Here is a 21,371-nt window from a genome sequence, read left to right as displayed (position 1 = left end):
CGGTTCACCTTATCCAGCCCCATGCGTCGTACGACAGAATCTCCGGTACGGGTGGCCGCGCCGCGGGGGAGAACTCCTGCTGGGTGGAGTACCCCACCGCGAGTAACCCGATCTGCGTGACGTCCGCGGGGATCCCGAGCAGCCGTGCGACGTCTTCCTCCCGGTCGGCGAGGTGGTAGCTGCACAGCGAACTCGCCAGCCCGTGCGTGCGCAAGGCCAGCTGGAAGCTCCAGATCGACGGGTAGATCGAGCCGAAGTACGACGTCTGCTCGACGAGCCTGGTGGGTGGCCGCCCCGGCAGGCAGGGGATCAGCAAGGCGGGTACCCGGTCGAGATGGTCGACGAGGTAACGGCCGGAGGCGAAGATCCGGTTGTCCGTCTGCGGTGCGTACCGCTGCCACACCGCGTGCGCGGACTCGCGCACGATCGCGGCAATTTCCTTGCGCAGCAAGGGATCCAGTACGACGATCCAGCGCTGCGCGGTGAGCATGGTGCCGGCCGCGGGTGCCTGCTGCGCGATGCGCAGGCAGTCCTCGAGGACGGCACGCGGGACCGGGCGTTCGAGGTCGAGCTTGCGCCGGACGGAACGGGTGGTGGTGAGCAGGGTGAGCGCGTCCACGGTGAACCTCCCGGGCTGGTACTTACGGCGTAAGCGTACGTCGTAAGTACCAGCCCGGCCAGATCGTCAGAACGACGGCCGCCGTCCGCGTACCGGGCTGACCGTCTCCAGGCGTGCGGCCACGTCGAGCAGGTCGTGGTCCGCCCACCAGCGGCCGGCCAGCTGGACCCCGATCGGCAGGCCGGTCGTGGTCGCGCCGAACGGGAGGGAGATCGCGGGCAGTCCGGTCAGGTTGAACGGCACGGTCGCGCGCACGACGCCGGACGCGGGCACCTCGACGCCGTCCACCAGGTAACCGGGCAGTGCGTGCGGGGGAGCCGGGAACGGCACCACGGGGCAGAGCAGCACGTCGTAGCTGCCGAACCAGCCGGCGAACGAGGACCGCAGCTGTTCGGCACCCTGTTCGGCGGCGACGTAGTCGGCGAGCGTCGTTTCGGGAAGGGCCAGCGTGATCGCGGTCGACGCGTGCAGCTCGTCCTCCCGTCCCACGGCGAGCTTGCGCAGGTACGGCTGTGTTTCGGCGAGCAGCAACGGGGTGGCGAGTTCCCCGTAGTCCTGTTTGGCCAGCCAGGGCAGCTCGACCTGCTCGACGTCGAAGCCGAGGTCCGTCAACGCGGTCGCGGCCGCCGCGACGGTGGCTGCGACCTCCGGGTCGATCGGGCCGAACGCGTCGGTGGTCCAGCCGATCCGCGGCCGGGCGGCCGGACGGGCGCCGGGTACCGCGATCGCGTACGGATCGGCGCCGTCCGGGCCCTCCAGCAACGACAGCGCCAGACGCAGGTCGCGCACGCTGCGGGCCATCGGGCCGACGTGCCACCAGCGCAGCAGCACTTCGGAGAAGTGCCCGGTGCACGGCACCCGCCCGTGCGTCGGCTTGAGGGCGGTGACCCCGGTGTCGTGCGCCGGCCCGCGCAGCGAGATGGCGAGGTCGCTGCCCAGCCCGAGCGGGGACAACCCGGAGGCGATCGCCGCGGATTCGCCGCCGCTCGACCCGCCCGGCGTGCGGTCGGGGTCGTACGGGTTCCGGGTCCGGCCGGTGACCAGGTTGTCGGTCTCGGTCCACACGGCCAGTTCCGGCAGGTTCGTCTTGCCGAGCGGGATCCCGCCCGCGTCGCGCAGCCGGGTCACCGCCACCGCGTCGCGTTCGGGCCGGTAATCGGTGAACAGTGCAGAACCGCGGGTCGTGCGCACGCCCGCGGTGTCGAACGCGTCCTTGATCGTGAACGGCACACCGCTGAGCGGGCCCGGCCGCGGATCGCGTGCCTCGGCCAGTGCCTGTTCGCCGAGGACCGTGACGAACGCGTTGGTCCGGTCACCGACGGAGTCGATCCGGTCGAGGTGGGCCCGGACCACCTCGACCGCGGTGACCTCGCCGGTGGTCACGAGGTGGGCCAGCTCGGTCGCGTCGAGCCACACAAGATCAACTGAGTCCATGGCCGGACGCTAGCACTTACGGCGTAAGCTCCGGTGATGGCCAGGGAAACGCTGAGCCGCGAGAAGGTGCTCGACGCGGCACTCGGGTTCGTCGACACCCACGGCGTGTCCGCGCTGTCCATGCGCAAGCTGGCGGCGGAGCTGGGGGTGGAGGCGATGTCGCTCTACAACCACGTGAAGAACAAGGGCGACCTGCTCGACGGACTGGCCGCGAGGGTCTTCGAATCGGTACCGCTGCCCGATCCCGCGCAACCGTGGGAGACGCGGGTCCGGCGGTTCGCCGAGGCGTGCCACCTCGCGTTCACCGGACATCCCGCGGTGCTGCGCACGCTGGTGGCCGCGGAGGCGAACCCGCGGTCACCGGGTGCGTTGCGGGTGATCGACGGCCTGCTCGGTGCGCTGTTGGAGGCGGGGCTGGACGAACCGGCCACGGTGCGCGTCTACCGTTCGCTGATGGGGTTGATCTTCGGCGCGGCGCTCGCCGAGACGATCGGGGTGACCGGGGTGCCTGCGGACCGCGCCGAGCACGTCGACGACTGGTTCCGGCGGATGACGATTCCGGCCGAGCTGCCGCATCTGTCCCGGGTGCTGCCCGCGCTGGTGCAGGCGGACTGCCGGCACGACCTGGAAACCCAGCTGGACCTGCTGCTGACCGGCCTGCGCGCGGAACTCGCGCGCTGAACCGCTACCGGCGGCGAATGCCGATCCGCCGCCAGCTGCGCCGCCGCTGACCGGGGCCGGACGTCGTGGGTGCGGCGCTGCTGTGGTCCCGCTCGCGCACTGTTCGGGTGCGCACCAGGTCGTTGTTGGAACGCGGCAGCCGGACTGCGCGCATCGCCGCACCCGCGACCCGCCGGGACGCCGGGCGGAGTCGCAGCCGGCGGTGACTGCGTGCGCGCCGGAGCGCCCGGCGCTCCCGCGGCGGCACGGTCCAGGCTTCGGGATGCGCGGCGAGCCAGCGGTTGCGGTACACCGCGTACGGGATGTGCAGCAGGTACAGCACGAGCGCGGCGGCGAGCGCCACCAGCGGGAACTGGATGATCGCCGCGGCCAGCAGCCCGACGCCGACCAGCAGCGGGGCGATCGCCTTCGCCGGCACCTTCACGGTCTTGAGCGACAACGTCGGGATGCGGCTGATCAGCAGCACGGCGACTGCGATCGTCCAGGCCAGCACCACGTACTGCTGCGACCACCAGCCCTCGCCCCACTGCAGGGTGAAGATCAGTGGCAGCATCGCGACCAGCCCGCCGGCGGGCGCGGGCACGCCGACGAAGAACTCCGAGGCGTACGGCGGCTGATCGGTGTCGTCGAGCAGGGTGTTGAACCGGGCCAGCCGCAGGATCATGCAGACCGCGAAGATCAGCGACGCGATCCAGCCGATCCGGTCACCGTGTGATTGCCACACGTACAGCACGAGCGCGGGGGACACCCCGAAGGAGATGCTGTCGGAGAGCGAGTCGAGTTCGGCGCCCATCTTCGACGTGGCGTCGAGCAGCCGGGCGATGCGGCCGTCGAGGCTGTCGAGCACCGCGGCGATGCCGATCGAGCCGATCGCCATCGCGTAGTTGCCGGTGAGTGCGAACTGCACCGCCGACAGCCCGGCGCACAGCGCGAGCACGGTGATGGCGTTCGGCAGCAGCCGGATGCTCGGGGTGGTCACGCGGACCATGGTCAGCCTTCTCCCAGCGGGGGTAGTTCGGCGAGCACGGTCTCCCCGCCGACCGTGCGCTGGCCCTTCGACACCAGTACCCGGCTGCCCGGCGGCAGGTAGAGGTCGACCCGCGAGCCGAACCGGATGATGCCGTAGGTCTGTCCGGCCGGCACCTTCTCGCCTTCGCGGACGTCGCACCGGATCCGGCGCGCGACCAGGCCGGCGATCTGCACGACGACGAGCTCGTGGCCGTCGGCGGTGCGCAGGAGCACGGAGTTGCGTTCGTTGTCCTCGCTCGCCTTGTCCAGGTCGGCGGAGAGGAACTTGCCGGGCCGGTAGGCCACCCGCTCGACCACGCCGGTCGCGGGCGTGCGCTGGACGTGCACGTCGAAGACGGACAGGAACACGCTCACCCGCATCCGCGGCTGTGCGGGCAGGCCGAGCTCCGGCGGCGGCACGGCCGCTTCGATCAGCGAAACGAGCCCGTCCGCGGACGCGACCGCCACGTTCTCCCGCGCCGGCGGCACGCGCTTCGGCTCGCGGAAGAACGCCGCGGTGGCGGCCGTGGTGAGTGCACCGGCCACCCCGAGCGGCTTCCACAGCCGGCGCAGCAGCAGCGTCGCAGCCAGTCCGCCGAAGACGAACGGGCGTCCCGCGGGGTGCATCGGCGGGACGGTCTCGCGAGCGAGCTGGACGGCGTGTGCGAGGGGATTGCCGGTGGACTGGCCGCTCATGGGTCGGTTCCCCGCTGTTCGTTTCGGTCGGTGGGAGGGGACGGCAGACGCGTCCGATTGGGGCGTCACCACGCTACCGCCCGTCGGCGGGCGAACCCGCCCGCCCCTGGCCACCGCGGGCGCCGGGGCCAGGCAAGGGTTGCCGCACCGGGGGTCGCCGCGGCCACCATCCGGTCACGACGCGTCGAACACTGCGATAACGCCCGGTAGTCGACGCCGCTCGGGGCCGGTGCCCCGGGCCGATCGGACGAGGAAACGATGGCGGTACCCGGTCCGCTCGCCCTGCTGGTGTGCCGGGCGAAGGGCATTGCTTCGGTACCCGTGCCGAGGCTGGTGGAGACACAGCACGGCACGCGGCTCGTTCGTGAAACCGCCCGGGTGCATGCGTCCCCCGACGATGCACGCACCCGGGCGCGGAACTGATCAGTCTAGCTCGTTTTCGCTGGTTATGACAGTCCGTTTTCCGGCCATCACCGGCGGTCACGATCGCGATGGCCGTCGCCGATCGCGCTGACCAGCCGCAACACCAGCAGCAGCACGATCGCGCCGAGGATCGCGACGCCGAAGCTCGGGAAATCGAAGTCGAAGTGCTGCTGTTCGCCGGTGGCCAGCCGGTAGATGAATCCGCCGAGCGCCGCGCCGAGCACCCCGACCAGGACGCTGACCAGGCAACCCTGCCTGCGCCGCTGCGGACCGCCGACCACGAGGTTCGCGAGCCAGCCGACCAGCGCGCCGAAAACGATCCACAGGATGATGCCCATGGACCGAGTTTATCGCCCCCGCCGTGCCCGGCCGGGCTACAGGAGCAGGACGTCGACCTCGGCGCCCTCGGCCGCCGAGGTCACCTCCTCCGGCAGCACGATCAGGCAGTTGGCCTGGGTGAACGCCGCGAGCAGATGCGAGCCGGGCCCGCCGCGCGGGCCGACGATGCCGGTCACCTCGCCGTCGGCCTGGGTGTAGAAGCCACGCCGGTACTGCCTGCGGCCTTCCGGCGAGGGCATGTCCTCGGTGAGCCGCGCGCGGACCTGGCGGCGTTCGAGCGCGGTGTGGCCCATCGCGGCGAGCAGCGCCGGGCGCAGGAACGCCTCGAACGACACCAGCACGCTCACCGGATTGCCCGGCAGCGTCACCACCGGGACGCCGTTCCACCGGCCGCAGCCCTGCGGGCCGCCCGGCTGCATGGCGATCTTCCGGAACTCCACGCCGTGTGCGGTCAGCGCGTCCTTGACCACCTCGTACGCGCCGGCGGACACGCCGCCGGAGGTGACCAGCAGATCGGACTCGGCCAGCTTCGGCTCGACGATCTTGCGGAACTCCTCGACGTCGTCGACCACACTGCGCACCACCTGCACCCGGCAGCCGAGACCACGCAGCGCGGCGGCGAGCATCACGCTGTTGGATTCGTAGATCTGCCCGTACCGCAACGGATCCGGCGCGGTGACGAGTTCGGTGCCGGTGGACACGACGAGCACCGACAGCGGCCGGTACACGACCACCTCGGCCAGTCCGACCGCCGCGGCGAGCCCCAGCTGGGAATGCCCGAGCACGGTGCCCGCGTGCAGTGCGACGGTGCCCTTCCGGACGTCCTCGCCGGTACGCCGCACGTGGTCGCCCGCGGTCGCGCGGTGGTCGATCCGGACGTCGGTGGTCCCGCCGTCGGTCTTCTCCACCATGACCACCGCGTCCGCTCCCGGTGGCAGCGGGGCGCCGGTCATGATCCGGTGCGCCGTGCCCGGTTCCAGCGGCGCGACGTCCACCCGCCCGGCCGGGATGTCGTCGGCGACCGGCAGGGTCACCGGCGCCCCGGCGACATCGGCCGCGCGCACGGCGTAACCGTCCATCGCCGAGTTGTCGAACGGGGGCAGCGCCACTCCGGCGGGCACGTCGCGGGCCAGCACGAGCCCGGCGGCTTCGGCGAGCGGAACAGCGGTGATCGATGCGTGGCCGATCAGGTCGGTCACGATCGCACGGTAAGCGTCGACGGAGATCACCCGGACCATCCTGCCCGTCTCACCCGCTCGTGCAAGACTCTCCCGGCACAGTCGGGGAGCGCCAGGAGAAAACGCATGCACATCCAGGTTCGGCAGCAGCCGTCGTTCGCCATTGCCAGCCTCGGATCCGGACCAGGGCAAGCCGCGCAGACCGAGCCGGCCACGAGCCGGGTGCGCACTCCGTCGTCGCCGCTGAGCCGGGCCGCCGCGGCACTGCTCGCGCGCTGACATGCGAGTCCACACGAGACACACGCCGGGGTTCGGCGTGGCCAGGGTCATGCTGGCGCCGGGTGAGGCGGTGCAGTCGGCCACCGAGACGATGCTGGCGAGCAGCTTCGGGGTGGTCGAATCCAATCCGGAGCGCGGCGGGCGCAAGTCCGGCCGGTCGGTGTTCACCGCGCCGGCCGGCGGCGGCTGGGTGGACCTGGCGCCACTCGGTCCCGGCGACGTCTACCCGCTCGAACTGACCGGCGGGATCGGCTGGTCGGTGCACCGTGACGCGGTACTCGCCCGGCCCGGTTCGGTACGCCGCGACCAGACCTGGGCACCGCTGCAGCAGCTTTTCGGTGCGGATGCCGGCTTCCTCGAGCACTACAGCGGCACCGGATCGCTCGTGCTGACCGCACCCGGTCCGGTGGACTCGTTCGAGTTGTCCCCGCGCGAGCTGGTGACCGTGCGGCCGGACTACGTGCTGGCCTATCCGGACACCCTGCAGTGCCGGTTGCGCGCGATCGATCCGAGCGGACCGCAATCGTTGCGCACCGGAGAAGGACTGGTGCTCGATTTCGCCGGCCCCGGCACCGTTCTCGTGCAGGCACGCAACCGGCGGGTCTCGCGCGGGTAGCGGATTCTGCCGATTACCCATTGCCGAGTGCGCTGATTCCGGTAGCGTGAACCGCACTTCCGCACTGGTCAAGGGGTGCGGGCCGTTGTCCCGAGGGAGGGCGCCGTGGCTGTCGGCACCGTCAAGTGGTTCAACTCGGAAAAGGGTTACGGGTTCATTGAATCCGCCGAAGGGCCGGACGTGTTCGTCCACTATTCGGCAATCCAGGCCGAGGGATTCCGCACACTCGACGAAGGCGATCGGGTGGAGTTCGAGGTCCAATCCGGACGCGACGGCCGCAGCCAGGCCGCGGACGTCCGCAAGGTGTCCTGAGGCAGCCCTGCTGACCACTTGGGCGAACCGCCAGTGACAGCGGATACCGGGGCGTTAAGCTGCGCTGCGTGACAGGCGATGCGTCGGGGGACCTCACCGGTCGGCGGCTGGGCAATTACCGGATCGACACGGTGCTCGGCAAGGGCGGTATGTCGGTGACCTACCAGGCCACCGACGTGCGGCTGGGCCGCAAGGTGGCACTGAAAGTCATCGGCGACCACCTCGGCACGGACGCGGAGTTCCGCGAACGGTTCGTCGACGAGGCCCGCAACACCTCCGCGATCGACCACGCCAACGTCGTGCCGCTGTACGACTTCGGCGAGCTCGACGGGATGCTGTACATCGCCATGCGGATGGTCGACGGGGGCGATCTCGCCGGCCTGATCTCCGCCGGCCCGATCGGCCCGGCCCGCGCGCTGACCCTGCTCGACCAGGTCGCCGACGCACTCGACACCCTGCACAACCACGGCCTGGTGCACCTCGATGTGAAACCGGCCAACGTGCTGGTCACCAGCCGTGAGACATCCCGTGAGCACGTGTACGTCGCGGACTTCGGCCTGACCCGCCGTGGCGCCACCGGCCACCGCACCCGCGGTGGCGACTTCCTCGGCTCGCCCACTTACGCCGCCCCCGAGCACCTGCGCGGCGAACCCCTCGACGGGCGCACCGACCAGTACGCGCTGACCTGCGTGCTCTTCGCGTGCCTCACCGGAAACCCGCCGTTCCGCGGCGACGTGCCGACGGTCATCAAGGGTCACCTCAGCGGCGAACCGCCCTCGGTGTCCCGTGTGGTCGCCCTGCCGCCCGCCGTGGACGAGGTCATCCGCAAGGGCATGGCCAAGAGCCCGGCCGACCGCTACCCGAACTGCGTGGCCATGATCGAAGCGGCCCGGGTGTCCCTCGGCCCGTTGGCCACGTCCGACACCCCACCGGGCCCCGCCGGACCGAACGGCCCCGGCGACACCGCGAGCACCCACCCAGCCCAGCCCAGCAGCGGCCAGGGAGCCCCAGGCATTCCGGGCGCCCCAGGCGCGCCGGGCAGTCCAGGTGCCCTGGACGCGCCGGGCAGTCCGGTCGCGCCGGGCGTGCCGGGTGCCCCAGGTGTGCCGCCCGGCACTTGGGCCGCAGGCGCCGCACCCGGCCAAGGCACCCCCGGCGGCTACGGTGCCCCCGCAGGCAACCCGACCGGACCGGGCAACCCCGGCGGTCCGGGCGCCCCGGCTGGTCCGGGCACCCCCGGCGGCTACGGCAACCCCGGCCAACCCGGCAGTCCGGCCCAGGGCCAGCCCGCAAACCTGACCCAGCCCGCCCAGCCGGGCCAACCGGGCAATGCGGGAAACCCCGTTCAATCCCCGTTCTACGGAAACCCCGGCCAGCCGGGTAATCCGGGCAACCCCCAGCAGGCCGGCCCGCCCGTCCAGCCGGGCAACCCAGGTCAGCCCGGCAACCTCACTCCGCCCGGCAACGTGACCCAGCCCGGAAATCCAGGCCAGCCCGGCAACCAGGGCCAGCCCGGCGTCCCCGGTGGTTACGGTGCTCCGCCCGGTCCCGGTTATCCCGCTCCGCAGAACTCGCCCGGCTATCCCGGCGGCTATCCGGCAGGTGCGCCTGCCGGGTACGGCTACCCCGGGCAGCCGGGACAGGTGCCACCGGGACCGCCGCCCGGCTACCCGAACCAAGGTCCCGGCCCGAACCAGCACACCGGCCAGAGCCAGAACCCGAACCAGGGGTACGGCGAGCCGATGCGGGTACGTCCGCCGTCGCCGGTTGCCGGGGCGGGGGCGTTCCAGCCCGCGGCCAAGGGCGGCGGGCTCAAGTGGCTGTGGATCGTGCTCGGGGTCGTGGTGGTGGCCGGGCTGGTGGTCGGCGGGATCCTGCTCTTCGGCGGGAACGACGACGGGGGCAGCGGCGGCACGCCCACTTCGACCGCGCCGAACATCCCGGTCGGGCCGGGTGGTTCCAAGCCGGCCGGGCCGTCGTCCTCGTTGCAGCCGCCGCCTTCGTCGATCCCGATCCAACCGAGCCGCTGACCGATCCCGGCGCGGATTCCCAGCTTCCGCATAGGGTGCGCACAGCTCGCGTTGGGGCGTGCACGCTCGGATCGTGGAGTGACTTCCCCGAGCTTCCGCCCGACCCCGGCACTGATTCCCCTCGCAGTGGCCTTCGCGCTGGCCGTGGTGATCCGGGTGCAGTGGTACGGCTTCCAGTCCGGTGACTACCGGGCGTTCTTCAGCCAGTGGTACGACTTCATCCGGGCCAACGGTGGCTTCTCCGCGCTGCGCTACCGGTTCGCCGACTACAACGTGCCCTACCTCTACCTGGTCGCCCTGCTCACCTACCTGCCGGTGCCGGTGCTCGCCGGGATCAAGACCATCTCCGTGCTCGGCGACCTGCTGCTGATCGTCTTCGTGTACAAGCTGGTGGCGCTGAAGTACCCGCGCGGCCTGCCCGCGTTCGCCGCGGCCGCGGTGGTCGGGCTGCTGCCGAGCGTCGTCATGAACGGCGCGGTGTGGGGCCAGTGCGACTCGATCTACACCGCGTTCGGCCTTGGCGGTCTCTACTTCGCACTGCGATCACGGCCCTGGCTCTCCGGTGTGTTCTTCGGGCTGGCGCTGGCGTTCAAGCTGCAGATCGTCTTCCTGTTGCCGGTACTGCTGGTGCTGGTGCTGTGCCGCCGGGTGCCGTGGCGGGCGCTGCTGGCGATCCCGGTGGTCGTGGTGGTCCTGGACGTGCCCGCGCTGCTGGCCGGCGCCGGTCCGGCGCAACTGCTGTCGGTCTACTTCGACCAGGTCGGCGAATACTCGCAGCTGACGCTGAACGCGGCGAACGTCTACCAGCTCTTCGACTTCAGCAGCCACCTCGCCGCGGTGCGGGACATCGCCGTCCTGATCACCGCCGAACTGGTCGCCGCGCTGGTCCTGTACGCGGTGGTCACCCGGGCGCGGCTGACCACCACCAGGGTCGTGCTGCTCGGCGCCGTGTTCGCCGTGCTGGTGCCGTTCTGCCTGCCGGCCATGCACGAGCGGTACTTCTACCTCGCCGATGTGCTGTCCGTGGTCGCCGCGTTCCACCTCCCGCGCCGGCTGTGGCCGGTGCCGGTGCTGGTGCAGTTCGCGTCCGCGTTCTCCTACCTGCCGTTCCTCGCCGACCCCCAGGCTCGGCAGAACACGAGCGAGGTGGTTCCGTTCCGGCTGCTCGCCCTGGCCATGCTGGCCGCACTGGTGCTCTTGGTGTGGCAGCTGATCGGACGAGCTGACCTGGCCTTCTTGCACTCTCCCCGTGGGAGTGCTAAACACGGCATTGGCACTCGACGCCGTCGAGTGCCAGGCAGGCGGTCACCGACCGTCCGCCTGAAGGTCGGGACGGTGAGGCTGGCCCATCGGGTCGGTCGTCCGTCGCGGGCACCGAGCCTGGCCACCTGCAAGAGTCCTGCTGCCGCCGCTGCTGCTGAGACATTCAGAAGCATGCGCGGCGGTAGCGCCCAATACCGGAGGACCACACCGCAATGGCCAAACTGATCGCGTTCGACGAGGACGCCCGCCGCGGTCTTGAGCGCGGCTTGAACACCCTCGCCGAAGCCGTCAAGGTGACCCTCGGCCCGCGGGGCCGGAACGTCGTGCTCGAAAAGAAGTGGGGCGCGCCGACGATCACCAACGACGGTGTCTCCATCGCCAAGGAGATCGAGCTCGAGGACCCCTGGGAGAAGATCGGGGCCGAGCTCGTCAAGGAAGTTGCCAAGAAGACCGACGACGTCGCGGGTGACGGCACCACCACCGCCACCGTGCTTGCCCAGGCGCTCGTGCGCGAGGGCCTGCGCAACGTCGCCGCCGGTGCCGACCCGATCGGCCTCAAGCGGGGCATCGAGTCGGCCGTCGAGGCCATCACCGAGCAGCTGCACAAGGCTGCCGTGCAGATCGAGACCAAGGAGCAGATCGCTGCTACCGCCTCGATCTCGGCCGCGGACCGCACCATCGGCGAGCTGATCGCCGAGGCGCTGGACAAGGTCGGCAAGGAAGGCGTCGTCACCGTCGAGGAGTCGAACACCTTCGGCCTGGAGCTCGAGCTCACCGAGGGCATGCGCTTCGACAAGGGCTACGTCTCCGGTTACTTCGTGACCGACCCGGAGCGTCAGGAAGCCGAGCTGGAGGACCCCTACGTCCTGCTGTTCGGTTCCAAGATCTCCAACGTCAAGGACGTCCTGCCGCTGCTGGAGAAGGTCATCCAGTCCGGCAAGCCGCTGCTGATCATCGCCGAGGACGTCGAGGGCGAGGCGCTGGCCACCCTGGTCGTCAACAAGATCCGCGGCACCTTCAAGTCCGTCGCCGTCAAGGCGCCGGGCTTCGGTGACCGCCGCAAGGCCATCCTGCAGGACATCGCGATCCTGACCGGTGGCCAGGTCATCTCGGAGGACGTCGGCCTCAAGCTGGAGAACGCGGACCTGGCGCTGCTCGGCCGCGCCCGCAAGGCCGTGATCACCCGGGACGAGACCACGATCGTCGAGGGTGCCGGTGACGCCGACCAGATCCAGGGTCGGGTCAACCAGATCCGCGCGGAGATCGAGAACTCGGACTCCGACTACGACCGGGAGAAGCTGCAGGAGCGGCTCGCGAAGCTGGCCGGCGGCGTTGCCGTCATCAAGGCCGGTGCCGCGACCGAGGTCGAGCTCAAGGAGCGCAAGCACCGCATCGAGGACGCGGTGCGCAACGCCAAGGCCGCCGTGGAAGAGGGCATCGTCGCCGGTGGTGGCGTGGCCCTGATCCAGGCTGCCGAGGTTGCGTTCGCGGGCCTGAAGCTGACCGGTGACGAGGCCACTGGCGCCAACATCGTCAAGGTCGCCGTCGAGGCTCCGCTCAAGCAGATCGCGATCAACGCCGGCCTCGAAGGCGGCGTCGTGGCGGAGAAGGTCAAGTCCCTCCCGCAGGGCCACGGCCTCAACGCCGCCACCGGCGAGTACGAGGACCTGCTCGCGGCCGGCGTGCCGGACCCGACGAAGGTCACCCGTTCCGCGCTGCAGAACGCCGCATCCATCGCGGCGCTGTTCCTGACCACCGAGGCAGTTGTGGCGGACAAGCCGGAGAAGGCCGCTGCGGCCCCGGCCGACCCGTCCGGCGGCATGGGTGGCATGGACTTCTGAGTTCGGCTGCACTACCCGGCGAAGCCCGGCCCACCACTCGGTGGACCGGGCTTCGCCCGTTTCCGGGGGTCAGTGCGCCACGCCGAACACGAGCGCGGTCACCAGCACCCCCACCGCGAGCAGCCCGAGTCCCCCTCCCCAGGCCACTGCGGGTCGCCGCGTGCGGAACACCAGCACCATCGCGGCCACCGCCGTCGGCAGCACCGCCCCGATCGGGCTCGCCGACAGCGCGACGACGCCGGCACAATCGCCCGGATCCCCGTCATCGGTGCACATTGCGCTGAACCCCAGCAACAGCAGCGACAGCCACCCGGCCGCGAGGGTCAGCAGCCCGCCGAACAGGCAGACCACGATCCGCGCCGTGCGCGTCGGGTCGGGCGGTGGCTGCAGAAACATGCCCGGTGGGACGCCGCGCGCCGGGCTCGCGTTCCGCCGGGCCCGGACGCCCCCTCCGCGTCCGGGCCCGGCCGGATCAGGCCCCGGTTTCGGGCGTCAGGAAGACAGCGGCGACGTAGACCGGGATCATCACCCCGGCCGAAAGCACCGTGGCGGCGACCGTGGCGATGCGGACCATCGCCGGGTCCACGCCGAGGTAGTCGGCCCAGCCGCCGCAGACCCCGGTGAGCATCCGGTCGGTACGGCTGCGGTGGAGCTTCTTGGTCTGCGGGATCTCCGTGCTGTTCGTCATGCCGACCATGGTGCGCCGCCCGGCACCCCCGCCACATCCGGGAACGGCCCGGAGAAGGCCCTGGTGCGGCAACCCTGAGACATCCCCGGGATGGCCCTTGGGCCGGGGCCCGGACGCGGGGAGGATGCCCTGGTGAAGATCGTCGCGTTCGTCGTCGTGCTGCTGGCCGTGCTGGGGCTCGCTCCGGCGTCGGCGTCGGGAAGTGCCGATGCCGGCAGGCTCGGCACCGTGCTCGCCCGCGGCGAGCTGCAGGTGTGCAGCACCGGGGACTACCGGCCGTTCAGCTATCTCGACCCGGCCGGACGCTGGAGCGGCATCGACATCGACCTCGCCGGTGATCTCGCCCGCCGGCTCGGCGTCCGGCTCGCCCTGGTCCGGACCACCTGGGCCCGTCTCGCCACCGACGTCGGGAGCCGCTGCGACCTCGCGATGGGCGGCATCTCGGTGACCGCCGAACGCGCCCGGCTCGCCACCTACAGCACGGCGTACCAGCGCGACGGCAAGACCCCGATCACGCGCTGCCCGGACGTCGCCCGGTTCGAGACGACGGCGCAGATCGACCGGCCGGACGTGCGAGTGGTGGTGAATCCCGGCGGTACCAACGAAAAGTTCGTGCGCACGCAGCTGCGGCACGCCACCGTGGTGCGGTATCCGGACAACAACACCATCTTCGGTGAACTGATCGACGGCCGGGCGGACCTGATGATCACCGACGCGTCCGAGACGCGCTGGCAGTCCCGGCAGCACCCGCAGCTGTGCGCGGTGCACCCGGACCGTCCGTTCACCGACGACGAGAAGGCCTACCTGCTGCCGCGGGACCCGGGGCAACTCCTCGGCTGCGTGAACGGGTGGCTGCGGGCGATCCGCGCCGACGGGACGTACTCCGCGGTCAGCCGGCGCTGGTTCGGCTGAGTTCCGCCCGCACTCGTGCCAGCCGGTCCTGCCACACCTGCTGCACCTCGTCGGCAGCGGCGAACTGCGCGAACGCATCCGGTTCCGGTGCCTGCCGCAGCACCGGAAGGTAACCGTCCACAGGAGACAGCGTGCGCGTGCTGACGTCTCCGCGCAGCAACGACATCGTGCCCAGCCCGCAGGCGAAGTCCAGTTCGGGTAGGGCACCCGCGAGAGCCAGCCCGGCGGCAAGGCCCACACTCGTCTCCACTGCGGAGGACACCACGCACGGCAGCCCGCACGCCTCGGCGACCTCCAGTGCGCGGCGCACCCCGCCCAACGGCGCGACCTTGAGCACGGCGACGTCGGCGGCCCCGGCGACGGCGACCTTCAACGGGTCCTCGGCACGCCGGATCGATTCGTCGGCCGCGATGCGCACGGACACCCGGCGCCGGACGGCGGCGAGGTCTTCGACGGTGGGGCAGGGCTGTTCGGCGTATTCCAGCCCGTCGGCCGCCCGGTCCAGCTCGGCCAGCGCGCGCACCGCGGTGTCCACGTCCCAGGCCGCGTTGGCGTCCACGCGGATCGCGCCGGACGGCCCGAGCGCGTCGCGGACCGCTTCCAGCCGTGCGCAGTCCTCGGCGAGCGTGGCGCGGCGGTCGGCGACCTTCACCTTCGCCGTGCGGCAGCCCGACCTGTGGACCAGCTCGTGCGCCCGTTCCGGCGGCACGATCGGGACCGTCGTGTTCACCTCGACCCGGTCCCGGACGGGGGCAGGCCAGCCCTCTTCGCTCGCTTCGAGGGCGGCCGCGAGCCAAGGCACGCTTTCCCCGTCTGAGTAATCGGCGAACGGGCAGAATTCACCCCATCCAACGGACCCATGGAGCAATACGCCTTCACGGACGGTGATATCCCGGAACCGGTTGTGCAACGGCAGCGCGTAGACCTGCATATCGGTCGATCATGCCACCACCGGTGAGTGGAACCCGGGTGCCATCCGGGCCGTCGGACATTCACAATGGAACGGATGGACTTCCGGGTGCTCGGCCCGGCCGAGGTGCTGGCCGGGGGCCAGGTGGTGCCGCTCGGCGGCAGCCGCCCGCTGATCGTGCTCACCGGGCTCCTGCTGCGGGCCAACCGGCTGGTGTCGGTCGACCTGCTCGGCCACTGGCTGTGGGACGACGATCAGCGCCGGTCCAAGGGCGCGTTGCAGACCTACGTGCTCCGGTTGCGCCGGGCACTCGGCGATGGCGGGACGATCCGCACCGAGCGTGGCGGTTATCTGCTGGAGGTCGACGAAGACGCGGTGGATCTGCTGCGGTTCCGGAAGTACGCCGGCCGCGGCGGTGCGGCCGCCGAGCGCGGCGAACACCGGCGGGCGGCGGCGTTGTTCGAGGCTGCGCTGTCCGAATGGCGCGGGCCGGCACTGCAGAACGTCGAATCGGAGGCGCTGCACCGGGAAGAGGCGGGCCGGCTCGCGGAGGAGCGCACCCGGGTGCGCGAGTTGTGGGCCGAATCGCTGCTCACGGTCGGCGAATACGAGACGATCGTGCCCGAACTCGGGCGGCTCATCGAGGAACACCCGCTCCGGGAACGGCCGCACGAGCAGCTGATGCTCGCGTTGTTCCGCGCCGGGCGGCAGGCCGAGGCACTGGAGACCTACCGGCGGATCAGCGGTGTGCTGGCCGAGGAACTGGGGCTCGACCCCGGCGCCGGACTGCAGCGTGCACACCGGCTGGTGCTGGGCGGGGACGATCCGGCGCGGTACCGCACGACGGTCGAACCGCGGGTGCCGCACCAGCTTCCGCCCGATCTGCGTGCGTTCGCCGGCCGGTCCGGTGCGCTCAAATCGTTGCGCGCGCTGGTGCCCGAAGCACTCGACGACAGCACGTGCACGCCGATCGCTTCGGTGGAAGGTCTTGGTGGACAAGGGAAAACGAGCTTGTCCGTGCACTTCGCACACCAGATTGCGGATCGGTTCCCCGGTGGCCAGGTGTTCCTGGACCTGCGCGGTGCCGGACCGGGCGACCCGCTGGACCCGCTTGCCGCACTGGAGACGATGCTCGTCGCGCTCGGCGTGCCCTGCGACCAGATCCCGCCCGGCCTTGCCGAACGGGCGGCCACCTGGCGGACGCACACCGCGGGCAGGGGGCTGATCGTGGTACTGGACAACGCGAGCAGTTCGGACCAGCTACGTCCGCTCGTGCCGGGGCCGGGGTGTCTGGTCGTGGTCACCAGCCGGTGGCAGCTGCGGGGGCTCGCTGCCACCCACGATGTCCGCCGTGTCGCACTGTCTGAATTGGACAACGACGAGGCCGTCGAGCTGCTCGCGTCGACGATCGGGGTCGAACGGGTGGAGGCGGATCCGGCCGCGACGGAACGTTTTGTGCGTTACTGCGGCGGACTGCCGCTGGCGATCCGGATTCTCGCGGTTCGCGCCGCGCAGTTCCCGGACCTCCCGCTTGCCGAGTTCGTTGCCGCGCTCCCGGAGGAGGCAGGCCGTCTCGGCACGTTCGACCTCGGCGACGGCGAGGAGACGAACATTCGCGCGGTGTTCTCGTATTCCTACCGCGCGCTGCCGGCTCCGGCCGGTCGGCTGCTGCGGCTGCTCGGATTGCCGATGATGCCGGAATTCAGTGTGGCCACCGCCGTCGCGCTGGCCGGCCGGGACGAGGAGGAAACCCGGGCCGCGCTGGACGCACTTGTTTCCGCACATCTGCTGGCGCAGCCGGAGCCGGGACTGTACCGGTTCCACGATTTGATCCAGGCGTATGCCGGCGAACTGTCGTATCAAGTGGACAGTGTGCAGATGCGTGCCGGCGCCTGCGAACTGCTGCTCGACTGGTACTTGGCGACCGCGCGGAATGCCTCACAGGCGATGCGGCCGGACCGGTTCTACGAAACCCTGGAGCTCGCGAGTCTCGGTGGCGGTCTGGAATTCTCCGGCTACCACGAGGGATTGGCCTGGTTCCTCCGGGAGCACGCAAACCTGATTTCGGTGGTGCAGTGGTCCTTCCGGATCCGGCAGTACGCCCACTGCTGGAAACTGGCGTGGTTGCTGTTGACCTATTTCGCCGGTCGTGGCCGGATCGACGAGTGGCGCGCGGTGTACGAGGTGGCGCTGCAGGCGACCCGGAATTCCGGTGACCGCGCGGGCGAGGCGGGAATCCTCAATGGACTGGGCGTGATCGAGGGGGTGGTGCGCGACTACGTCGCTGCCCGTCGTCACCTGGAGAAAGCCCTTGCCGTGCAACAGGAACTCGGCTCGCTGAGGGGTGAGGCGCGGGCAAGGTACAACCTGGCGATGACCGCGCAGGACCTGGCGGACTTCCCGGCCGCGTACCGGCACGGGTTGCGTGCCCTGGAAATCGCCCGCGAACTGCGACTGTGCGGCTTCGAAGCCAACGTATTGCGCGCGCTGGGCGATTTGTGCACCACAATGGGCGATTACCCGCAGGCGCTGTCCTTGGCCGACGAGGCGCTGTCGTTGTCCCCGCCCACCGACCCGAGCCTCGGCCGGTTCGCCCTGTCGACCCGCGCCAGGGCACTGCTGGGCCTGGGCCGCCACACGGAGGGCATCGAATGCATGTCCGAAGCAGTGGACATGTTCTTCGCGATGGGCGAGGAATACGAGGCCGCGGACGTGCTCTCGGATCTGGGCAGCGCGCACCTGAGCCAAGGCCGCCCAGCCGCCGCCCGAGACTGCTGGCTGCGAGCAGTACGCCTGCTGACCACCCTGGCCCACCCGGACGCCGACACAGTACGAGCGAAACTGGCCACCCTGGTGGGCGGCTAACCACCGCCCGGCTTGCCACCCTGGTGCTTGTTGGGCTTGGCCGCCGAGTGCCCTCTGATTTGCCGGCGCGGTGCTCGTTCGGTTTGGCGGTGTGGTGCTCGTTGGGCTTTGTCGCCGGGTGCTCGTTCGGTTTGGCGGCGTGGTGCTCGTTGGGCTTTGTCGCCGGGTGCTCGCTCGGCTTGGCGGCGTGGTGCTCGTCTGGCTTGCCGCCTTGGCGCTTGTTGGGTTTTGTCGCCCAGCGCTCGTCCGGTTTACCGGCCTGGCGCTGGTCCGGCGTGGCCGTCCGACACTGGCCGACGCCCGTCCGGCACGCCAGGTACTTGCCAGCACAAGGACGCCACACACCGGCCCACTCAAGAAGGCCGACCGCCCAGCCAGCACCACCGACCGCCGAGAATCCACCGGCCCCACAATGGCCATGCACCGGCAACCAGCCTCCGGCACGATCCCCCCAAGCCCAAGCCCAAGCCCAAGCCCAAGCCCAAGCCCAAGCCCAAGCCCAAGCCCAAGCCCAAGCCCTCCGAAGCGGACTGGCTGGCCAGGAGGCGACTCGATTCGCTAAGAAGCGGGCTGATCGGCCAGGAGCACAGTGATCGGCCAGGACGCCGATCGATGAGCCAGGACTCAGGTCTCTCGGCCATGGCACGGGTTCCGCTCCACGCGCGGCTCGCAGCACACCTCGGGCACGCCCCACACCTCGCTCGCCGATCCGGGTGTGCGGCCATCGACGGATCCGGCCGGACTCCGCGCTGTGCCGACGGATCCCGAGGGGCCTCGTGCTACGTCACCGGACAGCGACCGGCTCCGTGTTGTGCCGAGAGATCCCGAGGGGTCTCGTACTGTGCCGAGGGATCCCGCTGGACGCCGTGCCGATGGATCCTGCCGGACGCCGGTGCTGTGCCGCGGGATCCCGACGGGTACAGGTCACTGGCCGTGGTCGGGGCCTGACCGCACCGGTTGCCGAGGTGATGGGTGCGGCGAGCGAGCGGCGATCCGGCCTGGTCGAAGCGATCGGCACTGCTGCAGCGGTGGGGTGTCCGGCGTGGCATGGGGGGCGGTGATCTGCGTGCCGACCCCCAGAGACGGCAGGCAGACCACCTGCACCCCTGGGGTCCAGCTAACCGGAGTCCGCTCACTGTGCGCTCACTGTGCGTTGGGGCGGCTCCCTTCGTAGGTGGGGAGGCCGAGCAGCCGGGCGAGCGCGATCGCGTTGCGTGGTGCTTCGACCTTGATGTCGTTGTCGAAGTAGACATGCACGTCGCGGTGGCCGTGGTCGTGCCATTCGGTGATCTTCGTGGCCCAGGTGCGTAACGCGGACTCGGAGTATCCGCTGGCATACAGCTCGGCGTCGCCGTGTAGCCGGACGTAACTGAAATCCGTTGTCTGGTCCTCCCGGTAGGGCCACTTGCCGGCGGTGTCGGCGGTGACGAGTGCGATCCGGTACGCACGGAGCATCGCGAGTGCTTCGTGTGTGGTGAAGCTCGGATGCCGCACTTCGAGGGCGTGCCGGATCGGGCGTTCCGGTGCGGCGTCGAGGAACGCGGTGTCTTTCAGTTTGCCGTCGTGTTTAGCGCCGAGCGCCGCGGCCTCGGTGGTGGTTCGTGGCAGCTGGGCGAGAAACGTGGCGACCCGGTCCGGGTCGAAAGCCAGCCGCGGCGGCAGCTGCCACAGGAACGGACCGAGTTTGGCCCCGAGCGCGAGCACGCCGGAGGCGTAGAAGTTCGCCAGCGCGGTTTCGACATCACGCAACTGCTTGAGGTGCGTGATGAACCGTCCGCCCTTGACTGCGAACAGGAATCCGGCCGGCGTCTCGTCCTGCCACGCGCGGTAGCGGCCCGGCGTCTGCAACGAGTAGAACGATCCGTTGATCTCGACCGCGTTCATCCGCCGCGACAGGTACTCGAGCTCGCGCCGTTGTGCCAGGCCTTCGGGGTAGAACTGCCTCCGCCACGGCGGGTATCGCCAGCCGGATGTCCCCACGCGGATGTCCGAGATCGCAACCACCGCCTTTCCCCGTTGGGTTTTCCCGCGTGGATGGTTGCGGTAAACGCGGCCGCGTGGTCGTTTCCGGGACAGCCGCACCAGCGCCCGGGACGGCTGTCCCAGGCGGAAGGACGTGCGTCTCATGGCTTCGGCTCCCGGCTTGGCGTGCGTCCGCTCATGCCCACGAGAACCGCCACCGGCGTGTCCGAAGCAACGTGCTTGCGTACTCCCGGAGGTTTCCGGGCTGGGCGAGGTAGGTCGGCAGGCTGAACGCGCGGTGCTCCGCTGCCACGGTGAGCGCACGGGCCTGGGTGCGGGGCGGGGCGGACACCGACAGCTCGAGCGAATCGAACCCGAGCGTGACGAGCGAGGCGCCGAACCGGTCCTCCCAGCTGCGGAGCACGGAGGACAGCTCCGCGACCTGGTCGGTGGACTTGATCATGCCGGTCCACCCGATGCGGGCGGGGAGGTCGGCAGGCCGATCGGTCTGGACCAGGCCGAGCCGGTGCGGCGTGCGGGTGGCGAGGACGGTCCCGGTGTTGCCCGCCTCGGCGAGCGGGTCCGAACGACGGTGCGACCGCCGGGCGAGACCGGGAAACCGGGCGCCGAACGGCCGCAGGCACGCACCGTCGCAGCAGGATGCGTCCCACCAGCGCGCCAGCGCCGCCTCGGGATCCGCGGAGTCGATCCGGTGCCCGGCGGGCACCAGCCGGCCCCGGTCGTCGAGCCAATCCTCGCCCCGCGCGGTGAACCGCTGGTCAGGCGGGATCAGCACGGGCCACAGCCCGGTCCGCTCGAATTCCGCGACGCAGGTGAGGTACCGCTGCGGCTGCGTGAGCGGCTCGTCCGACACCCAGATCCGCCCATGCCAGCGCCCTGGCGGCAACGTCTGGACCGGCGGTGCCCCAACGCCGGGGCGGAACGGTGCGATCGTCATGAGCTTCCCCTCGAACTGGTGTTCGCGTGCCTGTACATCGAACAGTAGTTCGATGGCCTGACAATTTCCAGGGGTTTGTTCGATCATCCGTTCGAGTGAGTGCGGGAAAGTGCTGGTCAGAGGTATTCTGGAGGAACGGGTGAGGCGACGGTGACGGAAGGGGTTTCTGAGGCAAACGGGTGATCACGCGGACTGGGGTGGGTGACTGGGGTGGGTGTCGAGGTGTTGGTGGGTCGGCTCGCGGGGCGTCGAGACAGGGCGCGGCGGCCAGGGTTGCCGGGCAGGTGGGTGTCGGGGCCGACGAGATGGGCGCGGACGGCCGGGGTGCCTGGGGTGCGGGGTCCGGATGCCGGGATC

Annotated in this window: 19 protein-coding genes and 1 pseudogene; 9 read left to right on the top strand and 11 right to left on the bottom strand. The window is 70.6% G+C overall.

Annotated features, from left to right (window positions below; genetic code table 11):
* Positions 1 to 4 precede the first annotated feature (4 nt).
* Both ABD793_RS21540 and ABD793_RS21535 read right to left on the bottom strand, forming a co-directional pair.
* Positions 5 to 619 (bottom strand): nitroreductase family protein, encoded by a 615-nt coding sequence (locus ABD793_RS21540; RefSeq protein WP_344862688.1) that lies wholly within the window; start codon positions 617 to 619, stop codon positions 5 to 7.
* Between the two features lie 66 nt (positions 620 to 685).
* On the bottom strand, positions 686 to 2,053 hold the full coding sequence (locus tag ABD793_RS21535) for an amidase (RefSeq protein ID WP_344862686.1): 1,368 nt from the start codon (positions 2,051 to 2,053) through the stop codon (positions 686 to 688).
* Positions 2,054 to 2,089: 36 nt separating this feature from the next.
* On the opposite strand from ABD793_RS21535, the gene ABD793_RS21530 reads away from it, so the two are divergent.
* Positions 2,090 to 2,734 carry a TetR/AcrR family transcriptional regulator C-terminal domain-containing protein gene (locus ABD793_RS21530; protein ID WP_344862684.1) on the top strand — a complete coding sequence of 215 codons (645 nt, stop codon included), beginning with the start codon at positions 2,090 to 2,092 and terminating at the stop codon, positions 2,732 to 2,734.
* Positions 2,735 to 2,738: 4 nt separating this feature from the next.
* On the opposite strand, the gene pssA is transcribed toward ABD793_RS21530, so the two are convergent.
* The 4 genes from pssA to moeA form a co-directional block, all read right to left on the bottom strand.
* A complete protein-coding gene (gene pssA / locus ABD793_RS21525) occupies positions 2,739 to 3,722 on the bottom strand; it encodes a CDP-diacylglycerol--serine O-phosphatidyltransferase (protein ID WP_344862682.1) in 984 nt (327 codons plus the stop codon).
* A gap of 2 nt (positions 3,723 to 3,724) precedes the next feature.
* The gene (locus ABD793_RS21520) at positions 3,725 to 4,438 is read right to left on the bottom strand and encodes a phosphatidylserine decarboxylase (RefSeq protein ID WP_344862680.1); all 714 of its coding nucleotides are present in this window, start codon (positions 4,436 to 4,438) and stop codon (positions 3,725 to 3,727) included.
* A gap of 470 nt (positions 4,439 to 4,908) precedes the next feature.
* The gene (locus ABD793_RS21515; protein ID WP_344862678.1) at positions 4,909 to 5,199 is read right to left on the bottom strand and encodes a GlsB/YeaQ/YmgE family stress response membrane protein; all 291 of its coding nucleotides are present in this window, start codon (positions 5,197 to 5,199) and stop codon (positions 4,909 to 4,911) included.
* A gap of 36 nt (positions 5,200 to 5,235) precedes the next feature.
* Complete coding sequence (gene moeA / locus ABD793_RS21510) at positions 5,236 to 6,429, bottom strand: molybdopterin molybdotransferase MoeA (RefSeq protein WP_344862676.1); 1,194 nt, start codon at positions 6,427 to 6,429, stop codon at positions 5,236 to 5,238.
* A gap of 75 nt (positions 6,430 to 6,504) precedes the next feature.
* Here moeA and ABD793_RS21505 point away from each other — a divergent pair, with 75 nt between their 5' ends.
* From ABD793_RS21505 to groL, 6 genes and pseudogenes are all read left to right on the top strand, one after another.
* A complete protein-coding gene (locus ABD793_RS21505; RefSeq protein ID WP_344862674.1) occupies positions 6,505 to 6,657 on the top strand; it encodes a hypothetical protein in 153 nt (50 codons plus the stop codon).
* Position 6,658: 1 nt separating this feature from the next.
* Positions 6,659 to 7,273 carry an AIM24 family protein gene (locus ABD793_RS21500; protein ID WP_344862670.1) on the top strand — a complete coding sequence of 205 codons (615 nt, stop codon included), beginning with the start codon at positions 6,659 to 6,661 and terminating at the stop codon, positions 7,271 to 7,273.
* A 105-nt stretch (positions 7,274 to 7,378) separates the two neighbouring features.
* Positions 7,379 to 7,585, top strand: coding sequence for a cold-shock protein (locus tag ABD793_RS21495; protein WP_204093028.1), 207 nt, complete (start codon positions 7,379 to 7,381; stop codon positions 7,583 to 7,585).
* Positions 7,586 to 7,653: 68 nt separating this feature from the next.
* Positions 7,654 to 8,874: pseudogene (locus ABD793_RS42750) on the top strand (protein kinase domain-containing protein); the annotation flags it as partial.
* Between the two features lie 819 nt (positions 8,875 to 9,693).
* The gene (locus tag ABD793_RS21485; RefSeq protein WP_344862660.1) at positions 9,694 to 11,103 is read left to right on the top strand and encodes a glycosyltransferase 87 family protein; all 1,410 of its coding nucleotides are present in this window, start codon (positions 9,694 to 9,696) and stop codon (positions 11,101 to 11,103) included.
* Positions 11,091 to 12,719, top strand: a complete 1,629-nt coding sequence (gene groL, locus ABD793_RS21480; protein WP_344862658.1) for a chaperonin GroEL — start codon at positions 11,091 to 11,093, stop codon at positions 12,717 to 12,719. The genes ABD793_RS21485 and groL overlap by 13 nt, the downstream gene beginning before the upstream one ends.
* 69 nt (positions 12,720 to 12,788) lie before the next feature.
* Here the strand turns inward: groL and ABD793_RS21475 are convergent, their stop codons facing one another.
* Together ABD793_RS21475 and ABD793_RS21470 are read right to left on the bottom strand one after the other, a co-directional pair.
* Positions 12,789 to 13,115, bottom strand: a complete 327-nt coding sequence (locus tag ABD793_RS21475) for a hypothetical protein (protein ID WP_344862656.1) — start codon at positions 13,113 to 13,115, stop codon at positions 12,789 to 12,791.
* Between the two features lie 76 nt (positions 13,116 to 13,191).
* Positions 13,192 to 13,407, bottom strand: coding sequence for a PspC domain-containing protein (locus tag ABD793_RS21470; RefSeq protein ID WP_344862654.1), 216 nt, complete (start codon positions 13,405 to 13,407; stop codon positions 13,192 to 13,194).
* Between the two features lie 132 nt (positions 13,408 to 13,539).
* Between ABD793_RS21470 and ABD793_RS21465 the strand changes: the two genes are divergently transcribed.
* Complete coding sequence (locus ABD793_RS21465; RefSeq protein ID WP_344862652.1) at positions 13,540 to 14,319, top strand: transporter substrate-binding domain-containing protein; 780 nt, start codon at positions 13,540 to 13,542, stop codon at positions 14,317 to 14,319.
* Here the strand turns inward: ABD793_RS21465 and ABD793_RS21460 are convergent.
* Positions 14,297 to 15,250 (bottom strand): o-succinylbenzoate synthase, encoded by a 954-nt coding sequence (locus ABD793_RS21460; protein ID WP_344862650.1) that lies wholly within the window; start codon positions 15,248 to 15,250, stop codon positions 14,297 to 14,299. The genes ABD793_RS21465 and ABD793_RS21460 overlap by 23 nt on opposite strands.
* A 75-nt stretch (positions 15,251 to 15,325) precedes the next feature.
* Here ABD793_RS21460 and ABD793_RS21455 point away from each other — a divergent pair, with 75 nt between their 5' ends.
* A complete protein-coding gene (locus tag ABD793_RS21455; protein WP_344862648.1) occupies positions 15,326 to 18,094 on the top strand; it encodes an AfsR/SARP family transcriptional regulator in 2,769 nt (922 codons plus the stop codon).
* 1,143 nt (positions 18,095 to 19,237) lie between these two features.
* On the opposite strand, the gene ABD793_RS21450 is transcribed toward ABD793_RS21455, so the two are convergent.
* A complete protein-coding gene (locus tag ABD793_RS21450; RefSeq protein ID WP_344863102.1) occupies positions 19,238 to 20,098 on the bottom strand; it encodes a DUF72 domain-containing protein in 861 nt (286 codons plus the stop codon).
* Positions 20,099 to 20,252: 154 nt separating this feature from the next.
* The gene (locus ABD793_RS21445; protein ID WP_344862646.1) at positions 20,253 to 21,014 is read right to left on the bottom strand and encodes a DUF4253 domain-containing protein; all 762 of its coding nucleotides are present in this window, start codon (positions 21,012 to 21,014) and stop codon (positions 20,253 to 20,255) included.
* Positions 21,015 to 21,371 lie beyond the last annotated feature (357 nt).

The sequence above is a fragment of the Amycolatopsis ultiminotia genome (assembly GCF_039536925.1).
GTDB classification, from domain to species: domain Bacteria; phylum Actinomycetota; class Actinomycetes; order Mycobacteriales; family Pseudonocardiaceae; genus Amycolatopsis; species Amycolatopsis ultiminotia.
The sequence above is the reverse complement of the archived record's forward strand: the minus strand, read 5'-3'. Positions and strand labels throughout refer to the sequence as shown.